Genomic DNA, 23,570 nt, shown 5'->3' with positions numbered 1-23,570 from the left:
CATCAAGATCCCCGACCGCGAGATGAAGCAGCTGATGAAACAGCACGTCACACCCCACGCGTTCCACGGCGAATGGAACTACGACATCACCGCGCCCGAAACGCCCAAATGAGCGTGTCATTCATTTCCAAGCCCTTAGCTTTTCCTTGGCGGCGGCCAGGCTGACTTGCAGTCCCTCCACCTCGCCGAGCCGGCCGTTCATGTGGGCCTCCTCGATGCGGTCGGACAGGTTGTGGATGATCTCGGCCAGTCGTGGGCGCTGTTTCGGGTCCACGCACAGCATGGGGCAGCGGATGCGGGCTTCTCTGAATGAACCTACTTCCGGGCCGTACTTGCAGTCACGATATCGATGGCGACTCGAAGGGATGTCGTCGTGTTCCCGAGCAGGGCCCGGATGATTGCAATCGCATGGATGATGCTCACGTCGCGCTCGGCCAGGAAGGCTTGGACAGCCTCCATTCCGTCGTTTTCGAGGACGGGTCGGCACTGCTCGACCAGCTCGGACCACCGAGCGGCGTCCTCCGGGCTGAGACCGATGACATTGTCGAACATGAGCTTCCTCCTGGGCCGCGTGCTCAACTGGGCGCTCACGTGTCGCCAGGAACGGTCGCTGTGTTCAAAGCCCGCAAGGCGTCGTCGTATTGGCGTCGGTCGAACCGAAACGGGCCGAACGCCGTGTAGTCCCGCGTCTTGCGGTGGGGTTGTTCGAAGGAGCTCCAGGTCACGCGGTCGGGTGTGACGGTGATCTGGGCCATGAGCGGCCAGCATCCCCATTCACCGCACTCGCAGCCGGGCACCGGGGTCTTCGACCCCATCGCGTCGGTGGAGCGCCCATGGAAGTGGTCTTGCATCGGGCCGAAGCGGAAGTACTGCGGGATGAGGCCACTGTATGCGTCACCGACCGGCGTGACGCAGTCGGGCTGAGTCGCCGAGTCGCTGTGTCCTGCGTTATGCGGCTTCGTCGTTCCGCAGCGCGTCGATGACGCTCGTCTACGCGCCGGCGTGCACGTGCGCAGCCCACAGTGACGGCGTGCGCGGATACAGATCCCGCTGGGTGCGCGTCGCATGATGCAGCGCTCGGGCGGCCGAGCCGAAGTCCAGGCCGCCGGTCGGCTCGTCATGGATCCCAGCGTAGAAGTCCTCGGCTATCTCCACGGCGATCTCGTCGTCGATGGCCCAAAGGGTGCCGACCACGTGCGCATAGCCGGCGAGCTGGAATGCCGACGTCAGGTGGATGGCCTCGTCGAGCAGTCCGGCGGCGGTGCTCAGCGCGGTATCGCACGCGGACAGGTACGCCAGGCGCGCGTGGTTCAGGTCGATCGGGGCAAGGGCGGCCACCGTCAGCGGGGCGGCCTGGTGGTCGTGCAAGATCAGGCGGCTACGGGAGGGATCGGCGGGGTCGTTGGCGCCGTGGCACGCGAAGTGCGCGATCGTGTGGCGCGGGAGCTGGTCCAAGACGCGGGCGCGGGTCGGCTGGTCTAGCACGAGCGGGTTCGGGAGCAGTGTGCGCAGGGTCTCGACCTCGGCGGGAACGTGGGCCAGGCGCCCTCCGCCGGGGAGTCCTGGGGTCGTAGGCATGGCGACGATCAGGGAGCTGGGCACGCTGGGGACGGCAGCCTCCCGTTCGCGGGCGTGACGCAGCGCTCGAACCGTCGGCGTGTAAGAGGAGATGACGCGGTCCATGACCGAGCGCCTGTGGCGGACGCCGTCCTCGGTGTGGCGACCTGCGGCGTGCAGGGGCAGCAGTCCGAGCAGCCCGCCGGGTGCCCACCAGATGTGTGGCCAGTCCGCGCCGTTCTCGGGCGCGGAACCGTATCCCAGAGCGTTGAGGACTGGTTCCGCGACGGTGTCCCACAGCCATTCCAGAGTCTCGGCCAAGACGGCTTGGGCGATTCCGCGGTCCTGCTCGGGATCGGTCGTCGCGACCAGCGCCGCGTGGAACGCGCCGACTCGCGCGTTCAGCGACTCGGGTTCTAGTCCGGGAAGCGGTAGGACTTGGACGCCGTCAGCGGTCAGCAGGAGGGCATCGCTGCGATAGGAGCTGACGCTGAAACTCACGACGGGTCCGCGAGCGGCCTCGGGAAGCAACTCGGGAAGGCTGGGCGGCAACCCGAACGACTCGAACCCCTTACGGCTGCGGATCTCACCAAGCACTGCGGCAAGCTCACGGGCCAGTGCGACGCGGTCCTCCGACTTCTGTAGCCCGCCACTGGCTGAATCAGACGACAGGTCGGAGGCGTCATCGCGGTCGAGACGGTCGCGCAAAGCTGTGAACCGGGCCGCGAGGTCTGGGTGCAGATCGGCGAGACTGCCCCGATTGTCAAGCATCTGGCTGAGCAGGACGGTGCGTCCGCTCTCCAGCAAGGACAGCGCACGTCGGCCGCGTTGTTCCGGCGACGTGGCGGTGTCGGACAAAGCGAGAGCAGCCGCGTCCCCGGCCAACCCCGTGAAATCACTGAGCGCGTACTGCTTGTCGGAGCGCAGCAGGCGACGGGGCGTCACTTCAGGCAACAGACGGACAGCCTGCTCCAGGAGAGCCGCCGCCCGCGACGTGTCCAAGGGCTCGATCAACCCGGCCGCGATACCGGCGCTTTGGATGCGAGCCGAGGCAGGCGCGTTCTCGGCATCCACCGCAGCGGCGAACGCCTCCGAGGCGCGGACCACGTCGGCGAGGTCCCGGGTGTTCCGGTAGCGGGCCACCAGCGAGACGCCCAGCTCGTGAAGGCGACTCGCCGAATCGGGCTGACGTTCGCCGGTGGCCTGCGCGACACGTTCAGCGATCTGAATCGCCTCATCCCCGTCCCGCGCGCCGGCGGTGCGCTCGTACCGACGCCGCAGCCCGCTGCCGAGGACCGCCAACCGCGTGGTCCAGTCGCGATGGTGTGGGTCGGTGGCAGCGACCGCCTGCCGACTGGACGCGATCGCCTCGTCCAGATCCCGAGGATCAGCCGTGCTCGTATACCGACGCTGGAGCGCGAAGCTGAGATTCGATAGCCGCGCGGCCCGGTCGGGGTGCCCCTCGGATGTGGTCTCCACGGCCAGTCGGTCGACCTGGATCGCCTCGTCCAGGTCCGCCGGAGCCCCTGTGCGTTCAAACCGGATAGTCAGTACCGTGCCCAGGTTCGACAGATAGCCGGGCATATTCTCCGGGTCTCGGACCGCGGAACGCACCGTCTGCTTGGCGAACTCGACCGCCCCTTCCAGATCACCGAGCGCACCGGCGAGCCCAAAACGGTCGCGCAGCGCGGTGCTGAGCGTCGACAACGCCCCGGCCACAGGACCCTTGTCGTCGCCGCTCTCCCGGCAAAGAGCTACGGCCTCACGGCTGGCGCGGATCGCCTCGTCGAGATCCTCCAGATCGCCGGTCAGCCGGCACCTCACCTGCAACATGGTACTGAGACCCATCAGGCACAGCGCCTGCATGTCACCGTACTCAGCGAGTGCCTCGGCGATTCGGGTCCACAGACGCACGCCCACCTCGACCGACAACGGGTCGGGCGCGGCGAGGGTGCGGCGCTGGTGCTCGTAGGCACTCAGCGTCGCTTTCATGGCGAGCTCCACTCGCAGTTCCTCGGGAAGCTGCTTCGTGCCCTCGTAGACGAAGTACTCGAGGAAGTACGACCGGGCTTGGTCCAGCGCTTCCTGGCACCGGCCTTGTGGCAGCGCCTGGTACCGGAACCAGTGGAACCACCCGAGCACGTGCCGTGCTCCGACCGGGTCGATGCCGGGATCGGCGTCGCGGCTGCCGGCGAGGTGTCGGGCCTCCTCGACGACGCCGGGTTCGAGCACCAGGGCCGGATTCCCGGTGGCGTAGACCTCGGCCAGGCACGCCGTCAATGCCGGAAACAGTTCCATCCGCCCTCCCCGATACAGTCCCGTCGCGGCTTATGGCAGTATACGATCGCAGGTATCGAACATAGAACACCGCGACATGTCCGGGCAGGGGGACGCGATGACCCAGGAAGTGGAGCGGTCGGCCGAGCAAGTAGCCGACGCCGTCGACTACCTCTGCGGCCACCTGGGGCAGGTGCGCGCGGTCCTGGTCGGCGAAAGCGGCGCGGGCCCGCTCGACGCGGCACTCAGTGATCTGCGCGATGGCCACGAACCTCGGCCGTCGCTGGAGAATCTGCACCGCGCACTGCGGGTCGCGGGTGACGCCTTGGGCGTCTACGGCCACGCGCGAAACCTGACCGTGGCGGGAGACGACGAGTTCGCGCATCCGGAGGCAGTGTTCCTGTGCCCGCGTGACGCATTCCCGTGCGCGCGCTTCACATGGCCCTCCGCCGTTGCCTCCAGGACCGCCACCGACACAGCGCCCCACTGCGAAATCACCGGCAAACCCCTGCGCCGGGACGCGGTCGGCTGATGGGCGCGTTCCTGGCCCGCCTCGGTGAACAACTCGCAGAACGCTGGCTCACCCTGCTGGTCCTGCCAGGGATCCTCTACCTGGCCATGGTCCGAGCCGCGTTCACCCTGGGCCAGACGCACCCTCTCGACCTCTCACACCTGGCCCACCAGGTCACCGTCTGGGCCGCTGAACCTGCCGTCCGCACGGCCGGTGGCCAGGTCGTGTTGCTCGCGGCGATCCTGGCCGCCGCGGCCGTCGTCGGCGTCGCCGCCCGATCCCTAGGGGCCGCCATCGAACACACGGTGCTCGCCGCCGACTGGAACGCCTGGCCGGCGCCCTTCCGCCGCTTGGCCGCAGCCCGCGTCACTGCCCGACGCTCCCACTGGGACGCAGCCCGTCTCGTCGTCCACCAGCGCCGCGAGGAAGCCGGTCGTGCCCGCGCCCTGCGACGCCGGCACGACCCGACAGCGCTCCACGAGGCCCGCCGCGCCCTCGACCGCGTGTCCCCCGAGCGCCCCGAACGCCCGACCTGGACCGGAGACCGCGTCAACGCGGTCACCGTCCGCCTCCGCCGCGACCACCATCTGGAGACGTCCGTCGTCTGGCCCCACCTCTGGCTCACCCTCTCCGAAACCGACCGCTCCGAGACCTCATCGGCCCGCCAGGAGTTGAGCGCGGCGTACGTCCTGGCCGCCTGGGCCGTCCTGTACGCGCCACTGACCGCCGCCTGGTGGCCCGCCGCCGTCATCAGCCTGCTGCTGGCGACGACCGCCCGCCACCGCTCACGCGTCGCGGCCGAAGCGTACGCGCAGCTCGTCGAGGCGGCGGTCCGGCTCCACACCGGCGACCTGGCCCGCGCCCTGGGCATCGAGCACAGCGGGACTCTGTCGGCCGACATCGGTGACGCACTCGGCGATCTGCTGGAGTCGCGGTTGCCCGAGATCGAGGTAGTTGCGCCGGATCCGACGACACCGCCGTCTGGGTGACCCGTACCCCGACGCCACGTGCGTGCTCGTGACCCCCTGCCGCCGATCGCGACAGCGGGGACCTGACTGATTATTCATCGTCCATGATCGGCCGCTGCGGGCAACTGCGCGGCGATAGGCGTAGTCGGCCCTGGGGCTCGCCGGTCCCGCCCGAGTGACAATGGCGGCGTGAAGGAGGTCTGGGCCCGCATACAGCCTCGATCCACCGATGGGATTCCTGTGACCTCAGGGCGCTGATGCTGTGGAGTGCGGTGGTCTTCGGCGGTGCTTGGGCAGGCCGCAGGGCCTGGCTCGCTGCCGACTTCGCCCGCTATCACATTTGCACCCGAGGATGCCTATATGCGAGAGAAACACTTCGACAAGTTGGCCGGAGCCGGCGCGACGGCATGCTGCAACGCCTGACCGCCGAGGTAGCGAGAACCCGGCAACCACTGTCGATCGTCCGGAAGGCAGACCGGGGACCGGGACATGTTCCAGCTCGTCGACGACACCCGCGGTGTAAGGGTGCTGAACATCTCGCGCGGCGTGTCGAAGCTCGAAGTCGTCGACGACAGTGCCCTGATCGCGAAGTACGGGATCCCCGGCCGCGGTTACGCGGATTTCGCGACCCTGCGCGGCGATCCGAGCGACGGGCTGCCCGGCGTGGCCGGGATCGGAGAGAAGAGCGCGGCGGCGTTGGTGGCCAAGTTCGGTTCGCTCGACGGCGTCCTCGCGGCACTTGACGATCCCGGTTCGGCCCTCAAGACGGCCGCGCGGCGGCGCCTTGAGGCCGCACGCGACTATCTCGCCGCCGCACCGCTGGTCGTGCGGGTCCGGGACGACGCGCCTACTGTGCCGGTCGATTCTCAGCTCCCTGCTACTGCGGCCGATCCGAAGGAACTGGAGGCGCTCGCCACGCGGTTCGGCCTCGCCAGCCCGATCCGCAGACTCGAACGAGTGCTCACCGCCGCTGTGTAGACGCGCACGCAAAGGCGTTCAGCTACGTACATGTGGGTGATCCAGCCTGATCCTCTGCTGATCGCACTTTTGACCTCATCGCGGCGGCCGCATCGTGGTGGCGGCGAAGGCTTCATAAACCCCCCGTTTGCCCGCCGCGAGGTCGGGCAGCCAGGAGGGAGAGCCCGTCGACTCGGTTCGCGAAGGCTGAAACGGCACCAGATTCACGGGTGCACGGCAACAGGCATGGAGTACGGCGGAATGGCACGCGCGGTAGTCGAGGAGTCGAGGCGGAGGCGGTTGTTCCTCGCGCCGCAGACCTCCGCACCCGGCCGTGCCCGCGACTTCGTCGCCCGGGCCTGCGCTGCGTGGCACGGCGAGCAGTACTCCGAGATCGGCCAGTTGGTGGTCAGCGAACTGGTGAGCAACGCGGTCGTGCACTCGGGCACGGCGATCGAGGTCGAGGTCCAGTTCGTCGGAGACCGGCTGTGGTTGAGCGTGCACGACGACGGCGACGGGGTGCCCTGGGTCGTGCCGCCCCACCAGCGCACCATCGGTGGAGTCGGGCTGGACCTGGTCTCCAGGCTCGCGCAGTCCTGGGGCGTGACGCAGGACCCGCGAGGCGGCAAGGACGTGTGGTGCGAGTTGTCAGCCGACGCGATGAGCAGCGCGATCAGGCCGGTTGGTGACAGGTCCGGATGAGTGCCCGCGTGGAAGCGGCCTCCGCTATTTCCTCGCGAATATGAGGTCATAGATGTCGCGGCCCGCGGCGAGCGCACGGCGCTCGAACCCGGTCACCGGGCGCGACGCCGGGCGGGGCGCGTAGCCGTCGCTGAGGTTGCGTAGGCCCGGATCCGCGCTCAGGACCTCCAGCATCTGCTCCGCATAGGGCGCCCAGTCGGTGGCGCAGTGCAGCACGCCGCCGGGCACCAGTCGCCCGCGTATCAGAGCCACGACATCGGGGCGCACGATGCGGCGTTTGTGGTGCTTGGCTTTGGGCCAGGGATCGGGGAAGAAGATGTGCACGGCGCCGAGCGACCCGGGCTTCATCAGGTCCCTGAGCAGCTCCACCGCGTCACCGCGGGCGGCCCGCACGTTGTCCAGGTCGCCGCGCTCGGCCAGGGCCAGCAGATTCGCCAGGCCCGGAGTGTGCACGTCCACGGCGAGATAGTCGCGGCCGGGATCGGCGGCGGCCATCGCCGCGGTGGCGTCGCCCATCCCGCAGCCGATTTCCAAGACGAGCCCGGCCTCACGGCCGAAGAGCGCGGCCGGATCGAAGTCCGCGTGCCCACTGGTCTTGTACGCGCTGTTCTCGTACGCACTGTCGATGTCGTAGCCATACCGGGGCCAGAGCCGCGCGAGAGCGTCTGCGCGGGTCGCGCCGATCCGGCCGCGGCGCGGATGGAACGTGCGTATGTGCGTCGCGCCCCGAGGCGGCGCCTCCTGCGTGATCACCGGACCAGCGTAGTCGGACGCACGACAGTCACGCACCAGGCGCCAGTTGCGTTTCGATAGTTAGCGATATATCGTTAACGCGTCGGGTAAGACGCCCGACTACTACAGACTACCGAGGAGATGACGATGACTTTCTCTTCCTTCCCCAAGGACGGCCCCTCTCGCGATCGGCGCGGACGTGGCCGCGACCGCCAGGGCCGCGTCGACGAGGGCGGCTTCGAGCAGCGGCGTGCCCGCTGGGAACACGGCGAGCACCATGAGCACCACAATGAACCGCACGAGCATCACGGCAGAGGCCGCGGCTTCGGGCAACCGCCGATCGGACCGTTCGGCTTCGCCGGACCGGGCGGCGGCGAGTTCTGGGGGCCGGGTTTCGGCCCGCGCCCGGGACACCGGCGCGGACGCATGCGGGCCGGGCGCGGTGACGTGCGCGCGGCGATCGTCGCGCTGCTGGCCGAGGAGCCGCGCAACGGCTACCAGATCATCCAGGAGATCGAGCAGCGCACCGACGGGGTGTGGCGGGCCAGCTCCGGCTCCGTCTATCCGGCGCTCGCGCAGCTTGAGGACGAGGGCCTGATCGAGCCGGTCGGCGAGGGTGGACGCAAGCTGTTCGCGCTGACCGAGGCCGGCCGTCAGCACGCTGAGCAGAACGCCGAGCACCTCTCGCGGATCTGGCAGGAAGCGGTCGGCGGGCCCGGCGCACGGTTCGAGGAGTTCATGCACGACCGCGAACTGCTCGGCCAGCTGGCCATGGCGTACAAGCAGGTCGCCCAGGTCGGCAGCACCGCGCAGCGCGAGGAGGCCCGGGCCGTGGTGACCAAGGCGCGGCAGGCGCTTTACAAGATCCTCGCCGCCGACGAGCCCCACGACGCCGAGCCGCGGAGCTGAACCGTCAAGCCGAGCCGAACGGTGCTGAGCCTGGTCACTGAATCAGGAAGCGCATAAATCACGAGAGACACGCGCGATGCGCGGATCAGGTCGCCGGACCAGATCCGCGCATCCGTGCATCGGGGGCTCTTCGGACTTGGCCGGGGCCGCCGCGCAAGAAGCCCCGGCCATGTTCGAAGAGCGCGCATAGGCGGCCTGAGTTGCGGGTACAGTAATGCGCCATGGCACGCCCTCTGATCGAAGTCGTGGAATCCGGGTGGGCGAAAGCCCTTGAGCCGGTCGCCGAGCGGATCGCCGCGATGGGTGACTTCCTCAGAGCGGAGGTCGCCGCGGAGCGCACCTATCTGCCTGCGGGGGCGAACGTGCTGCGGGCGTTCCAGCAGCCCTTCGACTCGATAAGAGTCCTGATCATGGGCCAGGATCCGTATCCCACCCCCGGCCACGCGGTGGGCCTCAGCTTCTCGGTGGCCCCGCAGGTACGGCCGCTGCCCGCCAGCCTGGTGAACATCTTCCGCGAGTACGGCCAGGATCTGGGCCTGCCCGCCCCGTCCAACGGCGACCTGTCGCCGTGGACCGAACACGGCGTGCTGCTGCTCAACAGGGCGCTGACCACGGCGCCCGGCAAGCCGGGGGCGCACCGCGGCAAGGGCTGGGAGGCGGTGACCGCGCAGGCGATCAGCGCGCTCGCCGAGCGCGGGTCCCCGCTGGTCGCGATCCTCTGGGGCCGCGACGCGCGCGAGGTCAAACCGCTGCTCGGCTCTTCCGTCCCCTGCATCGAGTCCGCACACCCCAGCCCGATGTCCGCGGACCGCGGTTTCTTCGGCTCGCGCCCGTTCAGCCGCGCCAACGAACTGCTCGTGCAGCAGGGTGCTGATCCGATCGACTGGCGGCTGCCGTAGGACGTGTGTGAGAAGTAGGGTCGGGTCAGAGCGCGGTCCCTGGCGTTTGTGTTCGCAAGGCGGACGGCGCAACAGCGCGGCGAGCGTGCGTGAAAGACACTGCGACCCGACCCACTTCTCAACACGCTCTAACCCTGGCCGGTTCGCGAGGCCGCGCGCTGATCGGTGCTGCGGGCTCGTGATGAAGTCGTGACCATGGTGACGCAGCGTGTCGACCCGTCCTCGGGCCGGTCGCCCGAGCCGGCCGCCTGAAAGTGCCGCGCATGCGGTCGGAACTGGGGTTTTCTTAGGTTCAGCCCATTGTGCGCCGGGCGGGGCGGCGCGCTAACGTGACAGAAAGCCATCAAGAACTTTTCACGCCAGGAGGCGGAGCGTGGCGGCCGGCAATGTCGTCGCCTTCGGGATCGCCGTGGGACTCAGCGTCACCACAGGGATCGGGGGCGCGTTCCTGTGCGCATCGCAGTTCACCCGGTCGCGGCGGCTGCTGGAACACGGAGCGCACGTGACGGCGCGCGTGGTGGAGGCGATCCCGCAGCACCGGGCCGGGCAGTCGTTCCCCTCCGACGCGGCGCGGATAGTGGTCGAGTACGAGCTCGGCGGGGCGGTCCGCCGGGACACGATCCGGCTCGCCCGCACCGAACAGGAGAGCTACCGGGTCGGGGACATGATCGAGGTGATGGTCTCGGCCGGCCGCGCCCCGCAGGTGCGCACGACCGAGGAGCCGAACATCGCCTACGGCACGATCGAGCAGATCGCCGGGGCGGTGCTGGTGATCCTGGCGATGCTGCCGTTCTTCATCATGTTCTCGGTGCACGCCCTCACTCCGTGAGGTCTCGCAGCACCCTGATCGCAGTGAGCGCGTCCGCGTGGGTGTTGTAGAGCGCGTTGAAGCCGAAGCGGAGGATGTCGGGCTCGCGCTTGTCGCAGAGCACTGACCGCAGGGCCAGCTCCGGAACAAGCCCTACGGCGTCCCGGTGCCGCACCGCCACCTGACTGCCCCGGTGCTCCGGCTCGCGCGGCGTGCCGACCCGGACGTCGCGATCGGCGAGCAGCGCGTCACAGCACTCGATGAAAAAGCCGGTCAGGCTGAGGCTGGTGGCGCGCACGTCGGCGAGCTCGACGCCGTCGAAGGCGGTCAGCGCGGCCTCCAACGCGAGCAGCGAGAGCAGCGGCGGGCAGCCGACGCGGGCGCGGGCGATTCCCTCGGCGGGCGTGTAAGAGTCCTGCATGGCGAACGGGTCGGCGTGGCCGTGCCAGCCGGTGAGCGGGTGGCGCACGTCGCCGTGGTGGCGTGCGGCTATGTAGGCGTAGGCGGGCGAACCCGGGCCGCCAGACAGATATTTGTACGTGCAACCGACCGCGAAGTCGACTTCTGATTCATCGAGTCCGATGGGTATGGCGCCCGCACCGTGACACAGGTCCCAGACGGTCACCGCGCCGACGTCGTGCGCAGCGCGGGTGAGGCCGGGCAGGTCCCACAGCTCGCCGGTGCGGTAGTCGACGATCGGGTACGAGAGCACGCCGACCCGGTCTCCGTACTCGGCGAGTGCCGCGGGCACGCCGGGGGCGGGTACCCTGCGCACCTCCAGATCCAGCAGCTCGGCAACGGAATCGGTGAGGTATGCGTCGGTCGGGAAGTGCCCCGGATCGGTCAGCAGTACTCTGCGACCGCCGCGCAGCCGCGCGGCCGCCGTCAGAGTGTTGAACAGCTGCACCGAGGTCGAATCTCCGGCGACGACCTGGCCGGGCGCCGCGCCGATCAGTGCGCCGATCCGGTCGCCGATGCGCGGCGGCGCGTCCCACCAGCCCTCGTCGAACCACGAGGAGATCAGGCCTCTGCCCCACTGTCGGCGGACCGCGTCGTCGAGGGCTGCCGGTACTGCGGCCGGGAGTGCTCCGAGCGAATTGCCGTCGAGGTAGACCGTGCCCGGGGGAATCAGGAAGCGATCACGAGTGTGCGCAAGCGCATTGAGCTCGTCGAGCGTGGCAGCACGTTCGGTCAAGGCGTCCAGCGTGCCCGTCGGCGCCGTCGTCCCGCTGATGTCGAGTGAGTCCATCGGCTAAGCCCATCCCTGGTCTCGCAGGGTCCACAAGTCCGGGAAGTACTTGCGGTGCACGCCACGCTCAAGCCACTGCGCGCCCGACGTGCCGGCCGAGCCGGGTTTGTCGCCCATCGAACGCCAGACGGACAGCAGGTGGCGCTGCTTCCAGCGTAAGTGTCGCTCGGCCGTGTCGAACAGGGCGTCGCCGAGGTCTACCAAATCGGCGTTGCGCGACTCGTCGCAGTACGCTGCGCGCCAGGCCGCGACGACCCGGTCGTCACCCTGATATTCGGCCTCGTGATCACGATGCGCAAGCTCGTCCGGGATGGCGAAGCCGCGGCGGCGCAGCAGCACCAGAGCCGCGTCGTAGAGCGAGGGCGCGGCGGCCTGAGCGGCGAGTTCGTCGTGGATGCGCGGCGTCTGCTCGTGGATCGCCAGGGCGCGGGGGTGCCGGGCGCCGAGCAGGAATTCGACGTGCCGGTATTGGTAGGACTGGATGCCCGACGCGACGCCGAAGGACTCCCTGAACGCGTCGAACTCGGCCGCCGTCAGCGTCCGCAGCGCCTCCCACGACGCGGCCAACGCGTCCTGGACGCCATGGCCGCGACGCAGCGAGCGCACCGCTGAGCGCACGTCCGCGGCGGTGTCCGCGTGCATCAGGCAGTCGCGCACGCTTTCCCACTCGTTGCGAAGCAGCGTGAAGTAGAGCTCCATCACCTGCGTGACGACGATGAACGACAGCTCCGCCGGAGCTCCGGTACGCGGCCGTTGCAGGCTCAGTAGGGCGCGCAGTTCGGCGTAGTCCTCGTACTCGTTCTCGCTAGGGCCGGATCGCTGCGCGGCGGTGATCCCCGGGCCGGTATTCCTCGGGGCGGTGATCTTCGGTGGGGCGGTCTTCGCGGGCACCCGACTATCGAACTACCGACGCCCGCGGCTCGGAATGGCCAATGGTCCTGCCATTGCCAAAATGGCTTTACGATCGAAAGGTGACAACGCGACCCGACCTTCCGGATGCGATCGACTGGCTGCTACTCGACGAGTTGCAGCAGGACGGCCGCCTGTCGTACAACGAGTTGGCGCGCCGGATCAACCTGTCCGCCCCGGCGGTGGCCGAACGAGTGCGCAGGCTGGAACAGGCCGGCGTGATCACCGGCTATCACGCACACGTGGACCCTGCGCGGGCCGGGCGCATCGTGGAGGCGCTGGTACGCATGGCGTGCTACGGACCGCGCTGCCTGTTGCGGCATCCCGACGTGGTCGAGCAGAGCCCGGAGATCCTGGAGATGCACCGGCTGACCGGCGACGCGTGCTGCCTGCTGCGCGTGGCGGTGGCGTCGATGGGCGAGTTCGAGGCGCTGATCGACCGGCTGGCCGACCATGGTCAGCCCTCGTCGACGATGGTGCTCTCGTCCCCACTGGCCTGGCGTCCGGTACGTCCGTCTCGGTAACTCGGGTCGAAACGGCCGAAACACGTGTACAGCGCACCGCGATCTGCCAAACTGCTTTACGAGTGGCGGCTCACGGAAGGTGACGACGCGGTGACGACGACCCCCGAGACCGGCGAATCAGAGGCCACTGAGTCAGCGGGCACGGCGCTGGCGGCGATCGAGCACATCGTGGTGCTGATGCTGGAGAACCGTTCGTTCGACCACATGCTCGGATATCTGTACCACGACACGGGCAACGTCACGCCGAGCGGCCAGGCCTTCGAAGGGCTGACCGGCTCCGAGTCGAACCCGGGCACCGACGGCAAACCGGTCCCGGTCTTCCCGATCGCGCCGGACGCCCCGAACGCGTACTTCATGCCGGGCGCCGACCCCGGCGAGGGCTACATGGCCACGAACAGCCAGCTGTTCGGTTCGACCGCCGCGCCGAGCGGGCAGCCCGTCCCGGCGATGCAGGGCTTTGTGAAGGACTACGCGTACACGCTCGGCTGGGAGGGACGCGAAGGCTGGTCGATCGTCGGCGGGACACAGCCGCAGGACATCATGGGCTGCTTCACCCCTGAGGCGCTGCCGGTGCTCTGCGCTCTGGCCCGCGGCTACGCGGTATGCGACCACTGGTTCGGCTCGGCGCCGACCGAGACGCTGCCCAACCGGGCGTTCGCGCTGGCCGGCACCAGCCAAGGCCACATGGACGACAAGACGAAGACGTTCACCTCGCCGTCGATTTTCGGCTCGCTGACCGCCGCCGGCGTGAGCTGGGTCGTCTACGGCTACGAGGCGCAGCCGCTGACGAAGCACAACTTCCCGGACATCACCCGCGCCCCCGCCGCGAACTTCGGGCTGTTCGCCGACTTCCGGAGTGCGGCGGCGGACGGCTCGCTGGCGCAGTTCACCTTCCTCGAACCGTCCTGGAGCAGCACGGGCAACAGCCAGCACCCGAACTACGACGTGGCGCTCGGCGAGCAGCTGATGCACGACGTGTACGCGGCGCTGCGCAAGAGCCCGGTGTGGAACAGCACACTGCTGATCATCACCTACGACGAGCACGGGGGCTGCTACGACCACGTCCCGCCGCCGTGGGGCGCGACGCCTCCGGACAACACGGCGGGCGAATTCGGCTTCGACTTCACCCGCTTCGGGCCGCGCGTGCCCACGGTCCTGGTCTCGCCGCTGATCCCGGCGGGCACCGTCTTCCGGGTACCGGCGGGAGCGACGCCGCTGGACCACACGTCGATCCTCAAGACGATCGAGGCCCGTTGGAACCTGGCGGCACTGACAGCCCGCGACGCGGCCGCCGAGCATGTCGGCGCGGCGTTGACGCTGACCGCGGCGCGTACAGACGACGTGCTGGCGGGCGTCGTGGTGCCGGTCTCCGGCGCGGTCGGCCCGGCCGCCGGACAGATCAGCCACCTTCAGGAGGTGCAGGCGGATCTGCTGGCGCGCGAGGTCCCGGCCGGTAAGCACGTCCCCGCGCCGCGCACCGCCGAGGAGGCCGAGGCGTTCATCCGCGCACGAACCCAGGCGGACGCGTCGTAAGCCTTCAGTTCGTCAGGGCCGCCAGGACACGCTGCTCGATCTCCGGAAGCAGGCCGTGGCCGTGGATCCGGCCATCCTCGTCCGCGAGCGACGGCTCATCCCGCTGCCACGCCCAGGTGTCCCGGACGGTCTTCCCGATCGGGCGGCAATTGAGCCCCGCGGCGATCGCGCGCGAGACGTCGGTGTCCCAGACTCCCGCAGACTCGTCGTCGAGCGGTGTCCAAAGCGGCAGGCCGGACCAGACCGGCACCTCGTTTTCGAGCAGCACCTTGTCGGGCGCCCACACGAGCCGGGCGTTCGAACCGGTCTCCAGCACGCAGGTCTGGAGCCACTGCCCGAACGTGGTGTGGCCGTTCTCGCTGGCGAGCAGGAACGCGTCGTCCTGTCCTGATTCCAGGCAGTGCAAGCCGAAGCCCGCGATGTCCCGCGCGTCGATCAGCTGGAGCCGCCGGTCGGGATCGCCGGGGGCGAGCACGTCGCCGCCCTTGGCGATGCGGGAGAGCCACCAGGTCTGCCGGCCCATGTTCTCGTGCGGGCCGATGATCAGACCGGGGTAGTGGATCAGGACCCTGCCAGGGAAGGCCTGCCGCACGGCACGCTCACAGCCTGCCTTGAGGGCGCCGTACTCCCCCTCGGTCGCGTCCGGCGGGCATTCGAACAGCGGCGAGCCGGGATCGAGGCGCTCGGCCGGGAAGCCCGTGAAGGCCGAGAGGCTGGAGATGAACAGGTACGCCTCGGCGCCGCCGGCCAGCGCACGCGCGCTGTCGCCGACGATCTTGGGGACGTAGCCGGAAGTGTCGACGACCGCGTCCCAGGGACCGGCGGCGGCCAGGCGCGCGAGGTCCGCGGGGTCCTCCCGGTCGCCGCGCACGGCGACCACGCCCGGCAGGTCGGGACCGGACCGGCCGCGGTTGAACACGGTCACCTGATGTCCGGCCGCGAGCGCTTCGGTGACGAATGCGCGGCCGAGGAAACGACTGCCGCCGAGGATGAGGATGCGCATTTCCCCATCCTCGGTCGCGGCGGGCGTCTGGGCAACGATGTTCGCGCAGAGCGGACCTGTGTCGATCCGCGCGCACCCTGGCCGTCGAGTCAAGGCGTCTGTACTCATGACGTGGGGTTACTTCATCGGGAGGGGAATCTTGAGCACCAGCGCCGTGGGTACCGCCATGCCTTATGACGGGATCTTGCTCTCCGGCGAGCAGCGCGCAGCGTTCGAGCGCGACGGCTACTTCATCGCCCGCGACGCGATCGCGCCGCAGTTGCTGGACCGGCTCGACGAAGCCGTGGACCGCGTCTACGCGCGAGAGAAGGCCGCCGGCGGGTTGCATCCCGAGGACGAGAGCCTGCATCTCATGGGGTTCCTGCACCGGGACCGGACGTTCCTCGAACTGCTGGAACTGCCGACCGTGCTGCCGCTGGTCTGGGGCCTGCTCGGCTGGAACAGCCACGCGTACCACCACCACCTCGACGTGCACCCGCCGATCCCGAGGCCCCGCCCGAAGGTGTGGCGCTGGCATCAGGACGGCGGCCGGCAGAACCTCGAAGTGGAGACGGAACCGGTGCGTCCGCTGCTGTCGATACGCACCTCGTACTGGCTTTCCGACGCGTCGGAGCCGGGCCGCGGCAACTTCATGTGCGTCCCCGGCTCGCACCGGACCAGCCGACTGCCACGCCCCGGGCACCCGGAACTCGGCTTCGAGGACCCAAAGGGCGCTGTCCAGGTGTGCCCGAACCGGGGCGACGTGGTGATCTTCGACCGTCGGCTGTACCACGGCCGATCTGACAATTACTCCCAGATCACCCGCAGGGTGCTGTTCGTCGGATGGACGTACCGCTGGATCGCACCACACGAGGACCGGATCATCGCGCCCGGGCACCCGTGGTGGGCGGAGTTGACGCCGATCCAGCGGCAACTGCTCGGCGCGGGCAAGGACGCGATTTCGTACTGGGGACTCGGCGACGACCGTTACCCGCTGCGCGAATACCTCATGGAGCGTGGACTGCTCGATCCGAGGGTCAACAACAATCGGTGACGCGGAACCGCGGTGCGCCAGTCCCACCCTGCGCACGTCACTCGAATGAGTGAAGGATAATCCGGGAGTATCGTGCATTTCTCGCTGCCGAGTAAGGCCAATGCTCGATGATGAGCCCGGATCGTCCCGGTCCATATATCGCTCGTCCGGGCGCCGGGCGAAGGACGGGGCCAGTGCGAGGAACTGGGGTGCCCGGACCCCGCTGTTCGAACGCTATTCAGCCCGAACGCTATTCAGCCCGAACGCCATTCAGCTCAAAAGCTCTTCAGCGCGGCCCGGCAGCGGGTACCGCGTGCCTCTCCTCTAGGTAGGCGACGGTGCCCGCGGCGTTGCGGATCGCTGCGAGCCGGCGCGCGATGAACGGACGGACGTCCGAGGGCAGTTCGTCGAGGCCGAAGAAGCCGATTTCGGCGATCTCCTCGGGCTGCGCGCGCAGCATCCCCGGATCCGGGCAGACGCCCGCGTCGAAGGTGAGATTCAGGAACTGCATCGGGTTGCCGTCCATGCGCTGCGCCCATTGCACCGCGAGCAGCGGGCCGAGTTGCCGCACCGTGAAGCCGAGTTCCTCGGCCAGTTCGCGCACGCAGGCCGCGGCGGGCGGCTCGTTGTCGTCCACGACCCCGCCGGGCAGCGACCAACCCTCCCGGTAGGTGTTGCGCACCAGTGCCACCCGGCCGCGCGGATCGCGCAGCACCGCGTTCGCCGACAACGCCATTTTGGGCAGGCTCGCGAACCACTGGGCGTTCTCAAGCGGTGTGAAGCGGCTCATGGAGATCGAGTCTGCCAGACCGGCGGCGCGGTCGGCCGGGATACCGCCGTCAGGCCACAGACTTCACGGCGCGCTTCAGGCCGCGGCCTTCCGCGCGTTCTGCACGATCGCGTCGGCGAATGCGGGCCACAGCGGCCGGGGAAGGTCGTGTCCTTGTCCCGGAAAGACGATCAGCTCGCAGCCGGGAACGGCCGCCGCGGTGGCGTAGCCGCCGCTGACGTCGACCAGCGGATCCTGGTCGCCGTGCATCACGAGCACGGGCATCGGCAACGAGCCGAGCGCCTCGGTCCGGTCCGGTGAGGCGGCGATCGCGGCCACCTGGCGCGCACCGCCGTCCGGCCGGTACGAGCGGTCGTAGATCCGGGTGGCGCGCGCGTACCGCCACTCGTCGGTCACGGCGTACTCGGGCGTGGCCGAGCCGATGATCCGCAGAACGTTGACGGTACGCTCGATCGCTTCCGCGCGGTCGGCGCCGCGCGGCGCGTTCACGGCGGCCAACGCCTCCTGCGACGGCAGGCCGTTCTTGCCGTCACCGGTGTTCGACATGAACGAGCACAGCGACAGCACGCGCTCCGGGTGTTTGATCGCCAGTTCCTGCGCGATCATCCCGCCCATCGACGCGCCGACCACGTGTGCCCGCTCGATGCCGAGCGCGTCGAGCAGTCCGGCGGTGTCCTGCGCCATGTCCGCCATGACGTACGGCGCGGTGCTCAGGTCGCCGGTGAGGATGGCGTACAGGTCGGGCGTGGGCAGGTGGCCGAACTCGGTGGACAGGCCGATGTCGCGGTTGTCGAAGCGGATCACGAAGTAGCCGCGCCCGGCCAGCAGCCCGCAGAACTCCGGATCCCAGGAGATCAGCTGACTAGCCAGGCCCATGATCAGCAACAGCGCCGGATCCGCCGGGTCGCCGAAGGTGTCGTATTCGAGTTCGATGCCGTTGGCCTTGGCCCGGGGCATGGACGCTCCTCCCGCCGGTGTCGGCTGCGTACCCGAATCATCGCAGCCGATCGGCCGCCGCGCACGACCCCGCGTCTCGCGCGGCGCAACCGCTGGACTCCATGCGGCGGCACCGGCATAGTTGACTACGTCAACGAGTTCTTTGCTGGAGTCAATGATGACAAACGCCGAAAGCGACGCCGACCCGGTGGCCGCCGTGCGCGCCTTCACCCGGTTCTACACGGCCCAGCTCAGCGTGCTGCGCGAGGGGCTGCTCGGCACCCCGTACTCGATGGCCGAGGCACGGATCGTCTTCGAGCTGAACCAGTACGGCAGCGCCGACAGTGCGGACCTGCGCCGCGCGCTCGACCTGGACGCGGGCTACCTCAGCCGGATCCTCGCCAGGTTCGAGGCGGACGGCCTGGTCACCCGGCGTCCCTCGACGATCGACGCGCGACGGCAGACCGTCACGCTGACCGAAACCGGGCGCGGCGCCTTCACGCTGCTGGATCAGCGCTCAAACAACCAGGTGCGCGAGCTGCTCAAGTCACTGACACCCGAGCAGACGCAGCGGCTGACCGACGCGATGAACACGATCCGCGAGCTACTCGGCGGCGAGCCGCGCCGGGCCGCGTACATCCTGCGTCCGGCGCGGCCCGGCGACTATGGCTGGGTGGTCAGCAGGCACGGCGCCCTCTACGCCGAGGAGCTCGGCTGGAACCACGCGATCGAGGCCTACTGCGCGCGCGTGGTGGCCGACTACGTCGAGAAGCACGATCCGCGGCGTGAGAACGCGTGGATCGCCGAGGCGGACGGAGCGCCGGTCGGTTCGATCTTCTGCGTCAGGCGCGACGAGGACACGGCTCAGCTGCGGCTTCTGCTGGTCGAACCGAGCACGCGCGGCTTGGGCATCGGCGGGCGGCTGGTCGAGGAGTGCGTGCGTTTCGCGCGGCAGGCGAGGTACCGGCGCATCGTCTTGTTCACGACCGAAATGCAGCGCGACGCGGCGCGGATCTACCGCAAGGCCGGATTCGCGCTCGTCGAGGAGACCGAGGGCGACACGTTCGCGCCCGCGCTCGGTGAGCAGCTCTGGTCGATGGGCCTGTAATCGACACGCCACAGAATCAGTACGGTGGCTACCTTTGGCCACATGACCGAGGGGAACGGGTACGGGTACGAACTTGCGGAAGTGAACATCGGGCGCATCCTGGCGCCGCTGGACACGCCGCTGATGGCCGACTTCAGCAACGGCCTTGAGCACATCAACGCGCGGGCGGAGGCCGCGCCCGGCTTCGTGTGGCGGCTGAAGGACGAGGACACCGACGACTCGACGACGTTCCGCATGTTCGAGGAACTGGACGACTGGATCCTGGTGAACATGTCCGTGTGGCAGTCGCCAGAACTGCTGCGTGCGTTCGTGTACGACGAAGGACATCGCTCGTACCTGAAGCGGCGCCGTGAGTGGTTCGAGCGGCTGGCTGAAGCGGTCACCGTACTGTGGTGGGTGCCGACCGGGCATCGGCCCGACCTCGTCGAGGCGCGCGAGCGGCTTGAGCATCTGCGTAAGCACGGCTCGACGCCGTACGCATTCGCACTCGCCGATACGTTCCCCGCACCCGCGTCAGGCGCCGATTACACGCCTCTCACCTGAGCGCTCAGGACGCGCCGACGATCGGTAAACGCAGCGCGCTGGGAGCAGCTTTGGGCACTACCGGATGACGCGGCGCAACCGGATCGATCCGCCGGTACGCCTCGTCCGGGTGGGGTCGCTGATCGGCCTCGCCCTTGTTGGGCCAGAAGGCCATCGCTCGTTCGGCCATCGCGGTGATCGTCAGCGCCGGATTGACGCCGAGGTTCGCCGGGACGGCGGCGCCGTCGACCACGTGCAGCCCTTCGTACCCGAACACGCGGTGGTAGGGATCGACGACGCCGGTGGCTGGATCGGCGCCGATCACCGCGCCACCGATGATGTGCGCGGTCATCGGCGAGCCGAGCAGGTCACCCACCGTGCCGCCGGGGGCGCCGCGCAGGTTGTCCGCCATCAGCCGCGCGGCCTGGTTGGCGGCGGGGATCCAGGTGGGGTTCGGCTCGCCGTGTCCCTGGCGGCTGCGGATCTTCACGCGGCCGGTGAGCGTCCGTTTCGGATACACCGTCAGCGAGTTGTCGAGCGGCTGCATCACCAGCAGGATCACCGTGCGCTCGGCGAACCTGCGCGTGCTGAATAACACCGGCACTTGACCCGGATGACGCAGCACCACGCCGATCGCCTTGAATACCCGCGGCACCCGGCCGCCGCCGTCGGTCAGCGGTGCGCGCAGCAGGCCCATCGCGTTGCTGCCCTTGCCGTAACGCACCGGCTCGATGTGAGTGTGCGCGTCAGGGTGTACGGACGAGGTGATGGCGACGCCTTCGGTGAAGTCCTTGCTGCGGTCGCGCGTGGACACGCCGAGCAGCGCCTCGGAGTTGGTGCGGGTGAGCCTGCCGAGCGCGGCGGAGAGCGCAGGCAGCCTGCCGGTCGCCCGCATCCTGTGCAGCAGCCGCTGAGTGTTGTACGCCCCTGCGGAGAAGACGACCTGCCGCGCGGTGAACGCCTTGCGGACGTCGCGCCCCCGCCGACGGCCGACAGTGGGGCGGACGCTCACCCGGTAACCGCCGCGGTCGAGCGGGGTGACGTCAGTGACCGTGGTCAGCGAATGAACCTGCGCGCCGTTGCGTTCGGCGAGATAGAGGTAGTTCTTGACCAGAGTGTTCTTGGCGTTGTGCCGGCAACCGGTCATGCATTCGCCGCACTCGGTGCAGGTGCACCGACTCGGGCCGACGCCGCCGAAGAAGGGGTCGGAGACCTCGGTGCCGGGCGCCTCGCCGCTTCGGCCGAAGAAGACGCCGACCGGGGCTTGGTGGTAGGTCTCGCCGAAACCCATCTGCTCGGCGACGCGCCGCAGTTCCTCGTCCGCCGGGGTCACGCGGTGGTACGTCACGACGCCGAGCATGCGCCGCGCCTGGTCATAGTACGCGTCGAGCTCGCTCTCCCAGTCGGTCACGTCACGCCACTGCGGATCCTCGAAGAACGCGCGCGGCGGCTTGTACAGCGTGTTGGCGTAGACGAGCGAGCCGCCGCCGACGCCCGCGCCGGCCAGGATCAGCGCGTCGTCGAGGCGGTGGATGCGCTGGATGCCGGTCAGGCCGAGCCCGGGGGCGAACAGGAAGTCCCGCAGATGCCAGGAGTTCTTCGCGAACTCGTGGTCGGCGAACCGGCGCCCCGCTTCGAGCACGCCGACGCGGTAGCCCTTCTCCGTCAGCCGCAGGGCGGTCACCGAACCGCCGAAGCCGGAGCCGATCACCAGCACGTCGTAGTCGTAGTCGTGACCGCCGCCGCTGCCGTCGCTGTCGCCGTCGAATGCGCCCTCGCCCTCGCCGCCGAGAGCCGCCGTGCCCGCCATGACCGGGACGGTACTACCAGGCGGTAACTTTGTCACCGAGCAGCGACGATCGGTGCACGAGCCGTCGTCCGGCGGGAAAGAGCGAGACACTTGCAGCGTGCCGGAACTGCTGGAGGACTTCACCGAGGACCAAGTCGCGCGCTCACGGCGCCGCAAGCGCGCGGTGCTGCCGCTGCGCCTGGCCTCGGCGGGGGTCGGCTTCGCGGCGGTCTGCCTGCTCGGGTTCACCCGGCTCGGCGCGGATCTGGCGCACGGCGCCGGTTCGCTCGCGGGCGGCGGCTGGATCGCGACCGCGCTGCTCGGGGCGGTCGCGCTCGACCTCGTCCTCACGCTGGCCGGGCTGCCGATCGTGGCCCGCTCGGAGGTCGTCAACCGCCGGTGGGGGCTGTCGAACCGGTCGTGGCGGCTGTTCTGGGCCGACGAGGCCAAGGGCTTCCTGATCGGCGCGGTCATGCTCGGCGGGGTCAGCCTCGGCCTGTTCGCGCTGATCCGCACGCTGCCGGGGACCTGGTGGATCCCGGCGGCGCTGGCCGCGGTGGCGCTGGTGTTCGTGCTCTCCTTCCTGGTGCCGGTCGTCTTCGAGCCCTTGTTCAACCGCTTCCGGCCGTTGCCGGACGGCCCGCTGCGCGACCGGCTGCTGAGCGTGGCCGCGCAGACCAGCGTGACCGTGCGCGACATCCTGGTCAGCGACGCCTCCCGGCGCACCAACTCGATGAACGCCTACGTCTCCGGGATGGGCCGGACCCGCCGCGTCGTGGTCTGGGACACCACGATCGAGCAGGCCGGGCCCGACCAGATCGCCGCGATCTGCGCGCACGAACTCGGTCACGCCGCCCGGCGCGACGTGGTGACCGGCACCGCGATCAGCGCCGCGGGCATGGTCGCGGGCACGCTGCTGCTGGCCGCCGCACTACGCTGGCGGGGCCTGCTCGACGCCGCGGGCACGCCGTCCGCGACCGATCCGCGCTCCCTCGCGCTGGTCGTCGCAATCGGTACAGTGCTCGGCATGCTCGGCGCCCCGTGGTTCAACGCGTACAGCCGGCATGTCGAGGCGCGCGCCGACCAGTACGCGCTCGACCTGACCCGCGACCCGAGCGCGGTCGTCGCCACTTGGCGCAACCTCGCAGTGCGCGGCATCTCCGACCTCGAACCCCATCCGCTGGCCCAGGCCTGGTTCGGCACGCACCCTGCGATTCCGGCACGGATAGCGCACGCCCGCAGGTGGGCCGCGCGGCACGGGGTACCCGTCGACCTGCCGCGGCCCGCAGCGCCCGACCCCGTATCGAAGCCCGCAGCGCCCCGACCGGCGCCGAAGCCCAATGCGCCCCAACCAGCACAGCCCGACTCCCTCGGAGGAACTGATGGCCAATGAGCCGCTCGAACCGGACCTCGTCGACCACCTGCTCGGCAAGCTCGGCGGCTGGACCAGGGAGGGCGACACGATCCACCGGACCTACCAGGCCGAGGACTTCCCCGGGGCGATCCACCTGGTGAACGTGGTCGCTGTACTGGCCGAGCAGGCGCGCCACCATCCTGACATCGACATCCGCTGGCGGAACCTGAGCTTCACGCTGAGCACCCACGACGCCGGCGGCAAGATCACCATGGCCGACATCGAGCTTGCCGCGCAGATCAACGCGGCGATCTCGACGCAGCCAGCGGCTCGTTAGTGTCCTGCGTCGGCAGTCCGCCGCAGAAACCGGCCCCCGCATCCAGCCGGGCGCGGATGACCGACTTTCTTATGCGGCGGACTGTCGGCGCAGGGCGCTAGCATCCGTGCGCCGCGCTGCGCTGCTCGCCCACAGCGAACAGCGCGGCTGTGCGGAACACCCGGGGCGCGGCCGAAGTTGAGCA

At 69.4% G+C, this 23,570-nt stretch carries 25 protein-coding genes; 14 read left to right on the top strand and 11 right to left on the bottom strand.

Going from position 1 to position 23,570, the window contains the following annotated elements; translation table 11 throughout:
• Positions 1-121: 121 nt before the first annotated feature.
• The 4 genes from VGS97_RS25900 to VGS97_RS25885 all read right to left on the bottom strand — a co-directional run bounded on the left by VGS97_RS25900 (position 122) and on the right by VGS97_RS25885 (position 3,855).
• Positions 122-274 carry a hypothetical protein gene (locus tag VGS97_RS25900; RefSeq protein ID WP_326856267.1) on the bottom strand — a complete coding sequence of 51 codons (153 nt, stop codon included), beginning with the start codon at positions 272-274 and terminating at the stop codon, positions 122-124.
• Positions 275-315: 41 nt separating this feature from the next.
• On the bottom strand, positions 316-552 hold the full coding sequence (locus VGS97_RS25895; protein ID WP_326856266.1) for a hypothetical protein: 237 nt from the start codon (positions 550-552) through the stop codon (positions 316-318).
• A 35-nt stretch (positions 553-587) separates the two neighbouring features.
• A complete protein-coding gene (locus tag VGS97_RS25890) occupies positions 588-755 on the bottom strand; it encodes a hypothetical protein (protein WP_326856265.1) in 168 nt (55 codons plus the stop codon).
• A gap of 235 nt (positions 756-990) precedes the next feature.
• Complete coding sequence (locus VGS97_RS25885; protein WP_326856264.1) at positions 991-3,855, bottom strand: CHAT domain-containing protein; 2,865 nt, start codon at positions 3,853-3,855, stop codon at positions 991-993.
• Positions 3,856-3,931: 76 nt separating this feature from the next.
• Here VGS97_RS25885 and VGS97_RS25880 point away from each other — a divergent pair, with 76 nt between their 5' ends.
• The 4 genes from VGS97_RS25880 (at position 3,932) to VGS97_RS25865 (ending at position 6,972) form a co-directional block, all read left to right on the top strand.
• Entirely contained in the window at positions 3,932-4,366 is a 435-nt protein-coding gene (locus VGS97_RS25880; RefSeq protein ID WP_326856263.1) for a hypothetical protein, read from the top strand.
• On the top strand, positions 4,366-5,334 hold the full coding sequence (locus VGS97_RS25875; protein WP_326856262.1) for a hypothetical protein: 969 nt from the start codon (positions 4,366-4,368) through the stop codon (positions 5,332-5,334). Before VGS97_RS25880 ends, VGS97_RS25875 begins: the two co-directional genes overlap by 1 nt.
• 468 nt (positions 5,335-5,802) lie before the next feature.
• Positions 5,803-6,291: a 5'-3' exonuclease H3TH domain-containing protein gene (locus VGS97_RS25870; protein WP_326856261.1), complete on the top strand. Its 489-nt coding sequence runs from the start codon at positions 5,803-5,805 to the stop codon at positions 6,289-6,291.
• A gap of 240 nt (positions 6,292-6,531) precedes the next feature.
• Positions 6,532-6,972, top strand: a complete 441-nt coding sequence (locus tag VGS97_RS25865) for an ATP-binding protein (protein ID WP_326856260.1) — start codon at positions 6,532-6,534, stop codon at positions 6,970-6,972.
• A 24-nt stretch (positions 6,973-6,996) separates the two neighbouring features.
• On the opposite strand, the gene trmB is transcribed toward VGS97_RS25865, so the two are convergent.
• Positions 6,997-7,725 (bottom strand): tRNA (guanosine(46)-N7)-methyltransferase TrmB, encoded by a 729-nt coding sequence (gene trmB / locus VGS97_RS25860; RefSeq protein WP_326856259.1) that lies wholly within the window; start codon positions 7,723-7,725, stop codon positions 6,997-6,999.
• 126 nt (positions 7,726-7,851) lie between these two features.
• On the opposite strand from trmB, the gene VGS97_RS25855 reads away from it, so the two are divergent.
• The 3 genes from VGS97_RS25855 (at position 7,852) to VGS97_RS25845 (ending at position 10,341) form a co-directional block, all read left to right on the top strand.
• On the top strand, positions 7,852-8,613 hold the full coding sequence (locus VGS97_RS25855; protein WP_326856258.1) for a PadR family transcriptional regulator: 762 nt from the start codon (positions 7,852-7,854) through the stop codon (positions 8,611-8,613).
• Positions 8,614-8,834: 221 nt separating this feature from the next.
• Entirely contained in the window at positions 8,835-9,512 is a 678-nt protein-coding gene (locus VGS97_RS25850) for a uracil-DNA glycosylase (RefSeq protein WP_326856257.1), read from the top strand.
• Between the two features lie 373 nt (positions 9,513-9,885).
• Positions 9,886-10,341, top strand: a complete 456-nt coding sequence (locus VGS97_RS25845) for a hypothetical protein (RefSeq protein WP_326856256.1) — start codon at positions 9,886-9,888, stop codon at positions 10,339-10,341.
• Here the strand turns inward: VGS97_RS25845 and VGS97_RS25840 are convergent.
• Complete coding sequence (locus tag VGS97_RS25840) at positions 10,331-11,569, bottom strand: kynureninase (protein ID WP_326856255.1); 1,239 nt, start codon at positions 11,567-11,569, stop codon at positions 10,331-10,333. The genes VGS97_RS25845 and VGS97_RS25840 overlap by 11 nt on opposite strands.
• A gap of 3 nt (positions 11,570-11,572) precedes the next feature.
• A complete protein-coding gene (locus VGS97_RS25835) occupies positions 11,573-12,460 on the bottom strand; it encodes a tryptophan 2,3-dioxygenase (protein WP_326856254.1) in 888 nt (295 codons plus the stop codon).
• A 110-nt stretch (positions 12,461-12,570) separates the two neighbouring features.
• Between VGS97_RS25835 and VGS97_RS25830 the strand changes: the two genes are divergently transcribed.
• Entirely contained in the window at positions 12,571-13,002 is a 432-nt protein-coding gene (locus VGS97_RS25830; RefSeq protein WP_349262264.1) for an Lrp/AsnC family transcriptional regulator, read from the top strand.
• A 90-nt stretch (positions 13,003-13,092) separates the two neighbouring features.
• On the top strand, positions 13,093-14,535 hold the full coding sequence (locus VGS97_RS25825; protein ID WP_326856252.1) for an alkaline phosphatase family protein: 1,443 nt from the start codon (positions 13,093-13,095) through the stop codon (positions 14,533-14,535).
• A 4-nt stretch (positions 14,536-14,539) separates the two neighbouring features.
• Here VGS97_RS25825 and VGS97_RS25820 read toward each other — a convergent pair whose 3' ends face one another.
• Positions 14,540-15,538, bottom strand: a complete 999-nt coding sequence (locus VGS97_RS25820) for an NAD-dependent epimerase/dehydratase family protein (protein ID WP_326856251.1) — start codon at positions 15,536-15,538, stop codon at positions 14,540-14,542.
• A 139-nt stretch (positions 15,539-15,677) separates the two neighbouring features.
• Between VGS97_RS25820 and VGS97_RS25815 the strand changes: the two genes are divergently transcribed.
• Positions 15,678-16,571 (top strand): phytanoyl-CoA dioxygenase family protein, encoded by an 894-nt coding sequence (locus VGS97_RS25815; protein ID WP_326856250.1) that lies wholly within the window; start codon positions 15,678-15,680, stop codon positions 16,569-16,571.
• A gap of 265 nt (positions 16,572-16,836) precedes the next feature.
• Here VGS97_RS25815 and VGS97_RS25810 read toward each other — a convergent pair whose 3' ends face one another.
• Positions 16,837-17,340, bottom strand: coding sequence for an NUDIX hydrolase (locus VGS97_RS25810; RefSeq protein WP_326856249.1), 504 nt, complete (start codon positions 17,338-17,340; stop codon positions 16,837-16,839).
• 75 nt (positions 17,341-17,415) lie between these two features.
• A complete protein-coding gene (locus VGS97_RS25805) occupies positions 17,416-18,297 on the bottom strand; it encodes an alpha/beta hydrolase (RefSeq protein WP_326856248.1) in 882 nt (293 codons plus the stop codon).
• Between the two features lie 157 nt (positions 18,298-18,454).
• Here VGS97_RS25805 and VGS97_RS25800 point away from each other — a divergent pair, with 157 nt between their 5' ends.
• Positions 18,455-19,384: a bifunctional helix-turn-helix transcriptional regulator/GNAT family N-acetyltransferase gene (locus tag VGS97_RS25800; RefSeq protein WP_326856247.1), complete on the top strand. Its 930-nt coding sequence runs from the start codon at positions 18,455-18,457 to the stop codon at positions 19,382-19,384.
• A gap of 42 nt (positions 19,385-19,426) precedes the next feature.
• A complete protein-coding gene (locus VGS97_RS25795) occupies positions 19,427-19,927 on the top strand; it encodes a DUF3291 domain-containing protein (RefSeq protein ID WP_326856246.1) in 501 nt (166 codons plus the stop codon).
• A 4-nt stretch (positions 19,928-19,931) separates the two neighbouring features.
• Here VGS97_RS25795 and VGS97_RS25790 read toward each other — a convergent pair whose 3' ends face one another.
• Positions 19,932-21,716 (bottom strand): GMC family oxidoreductase, encoded by a 1,785-nt coding sequence (locus VGS97_RS25790; protein WP_326856245.1) that lies wholly within the window; start codon positions 21,714-21,716, stop codon positions 19,932-19,934.
• Between the two features lie 97 nt (positions 21,717-21,813).
• Here VGS97_RS25790 and VGS97_RS25785 point away from each other — a divergent pair, with 97 nt between their 5' ends.
• On the top strand, positions 21,814-23,088 hold the full coding sequence (locus VGS97_RS25785; protein ID WP_326856244.1) for a M48 family metallopeptidase: 1,275 nt from the start codon (positions 21,814-21,816) through the stop codon (positions 23,086-23,088).
• A complete protein-coding gene (locus VGS97_RS25780; protein WP_326856243.1) occupies positions 23,078-23,386 on the top strand; it encodes a 4a-hydroxytetrahydrobiopterin dehydratase in 309 nt (102 codons plus the stop codon). The genes VGS97_RS25785 and VGS97_RS25780 overlap by 11 nt, the downstream gene beginning before the upstream one ends.
• The last annotated feature ends 184 nt before the right edge of the window (positions 23,387-23,570 follow it).

This window comes from Actinocrinis sp. (assembly GCF_035946395.1).
Lineage (GTDB): Bacteria > Actinomycetota > Actinomycetes > Streptomycetales > Catenulisporaceae > Actinocrinis.
This window is presented reverse-complemented; position numbering and strand designations above follow the sequence as displayed.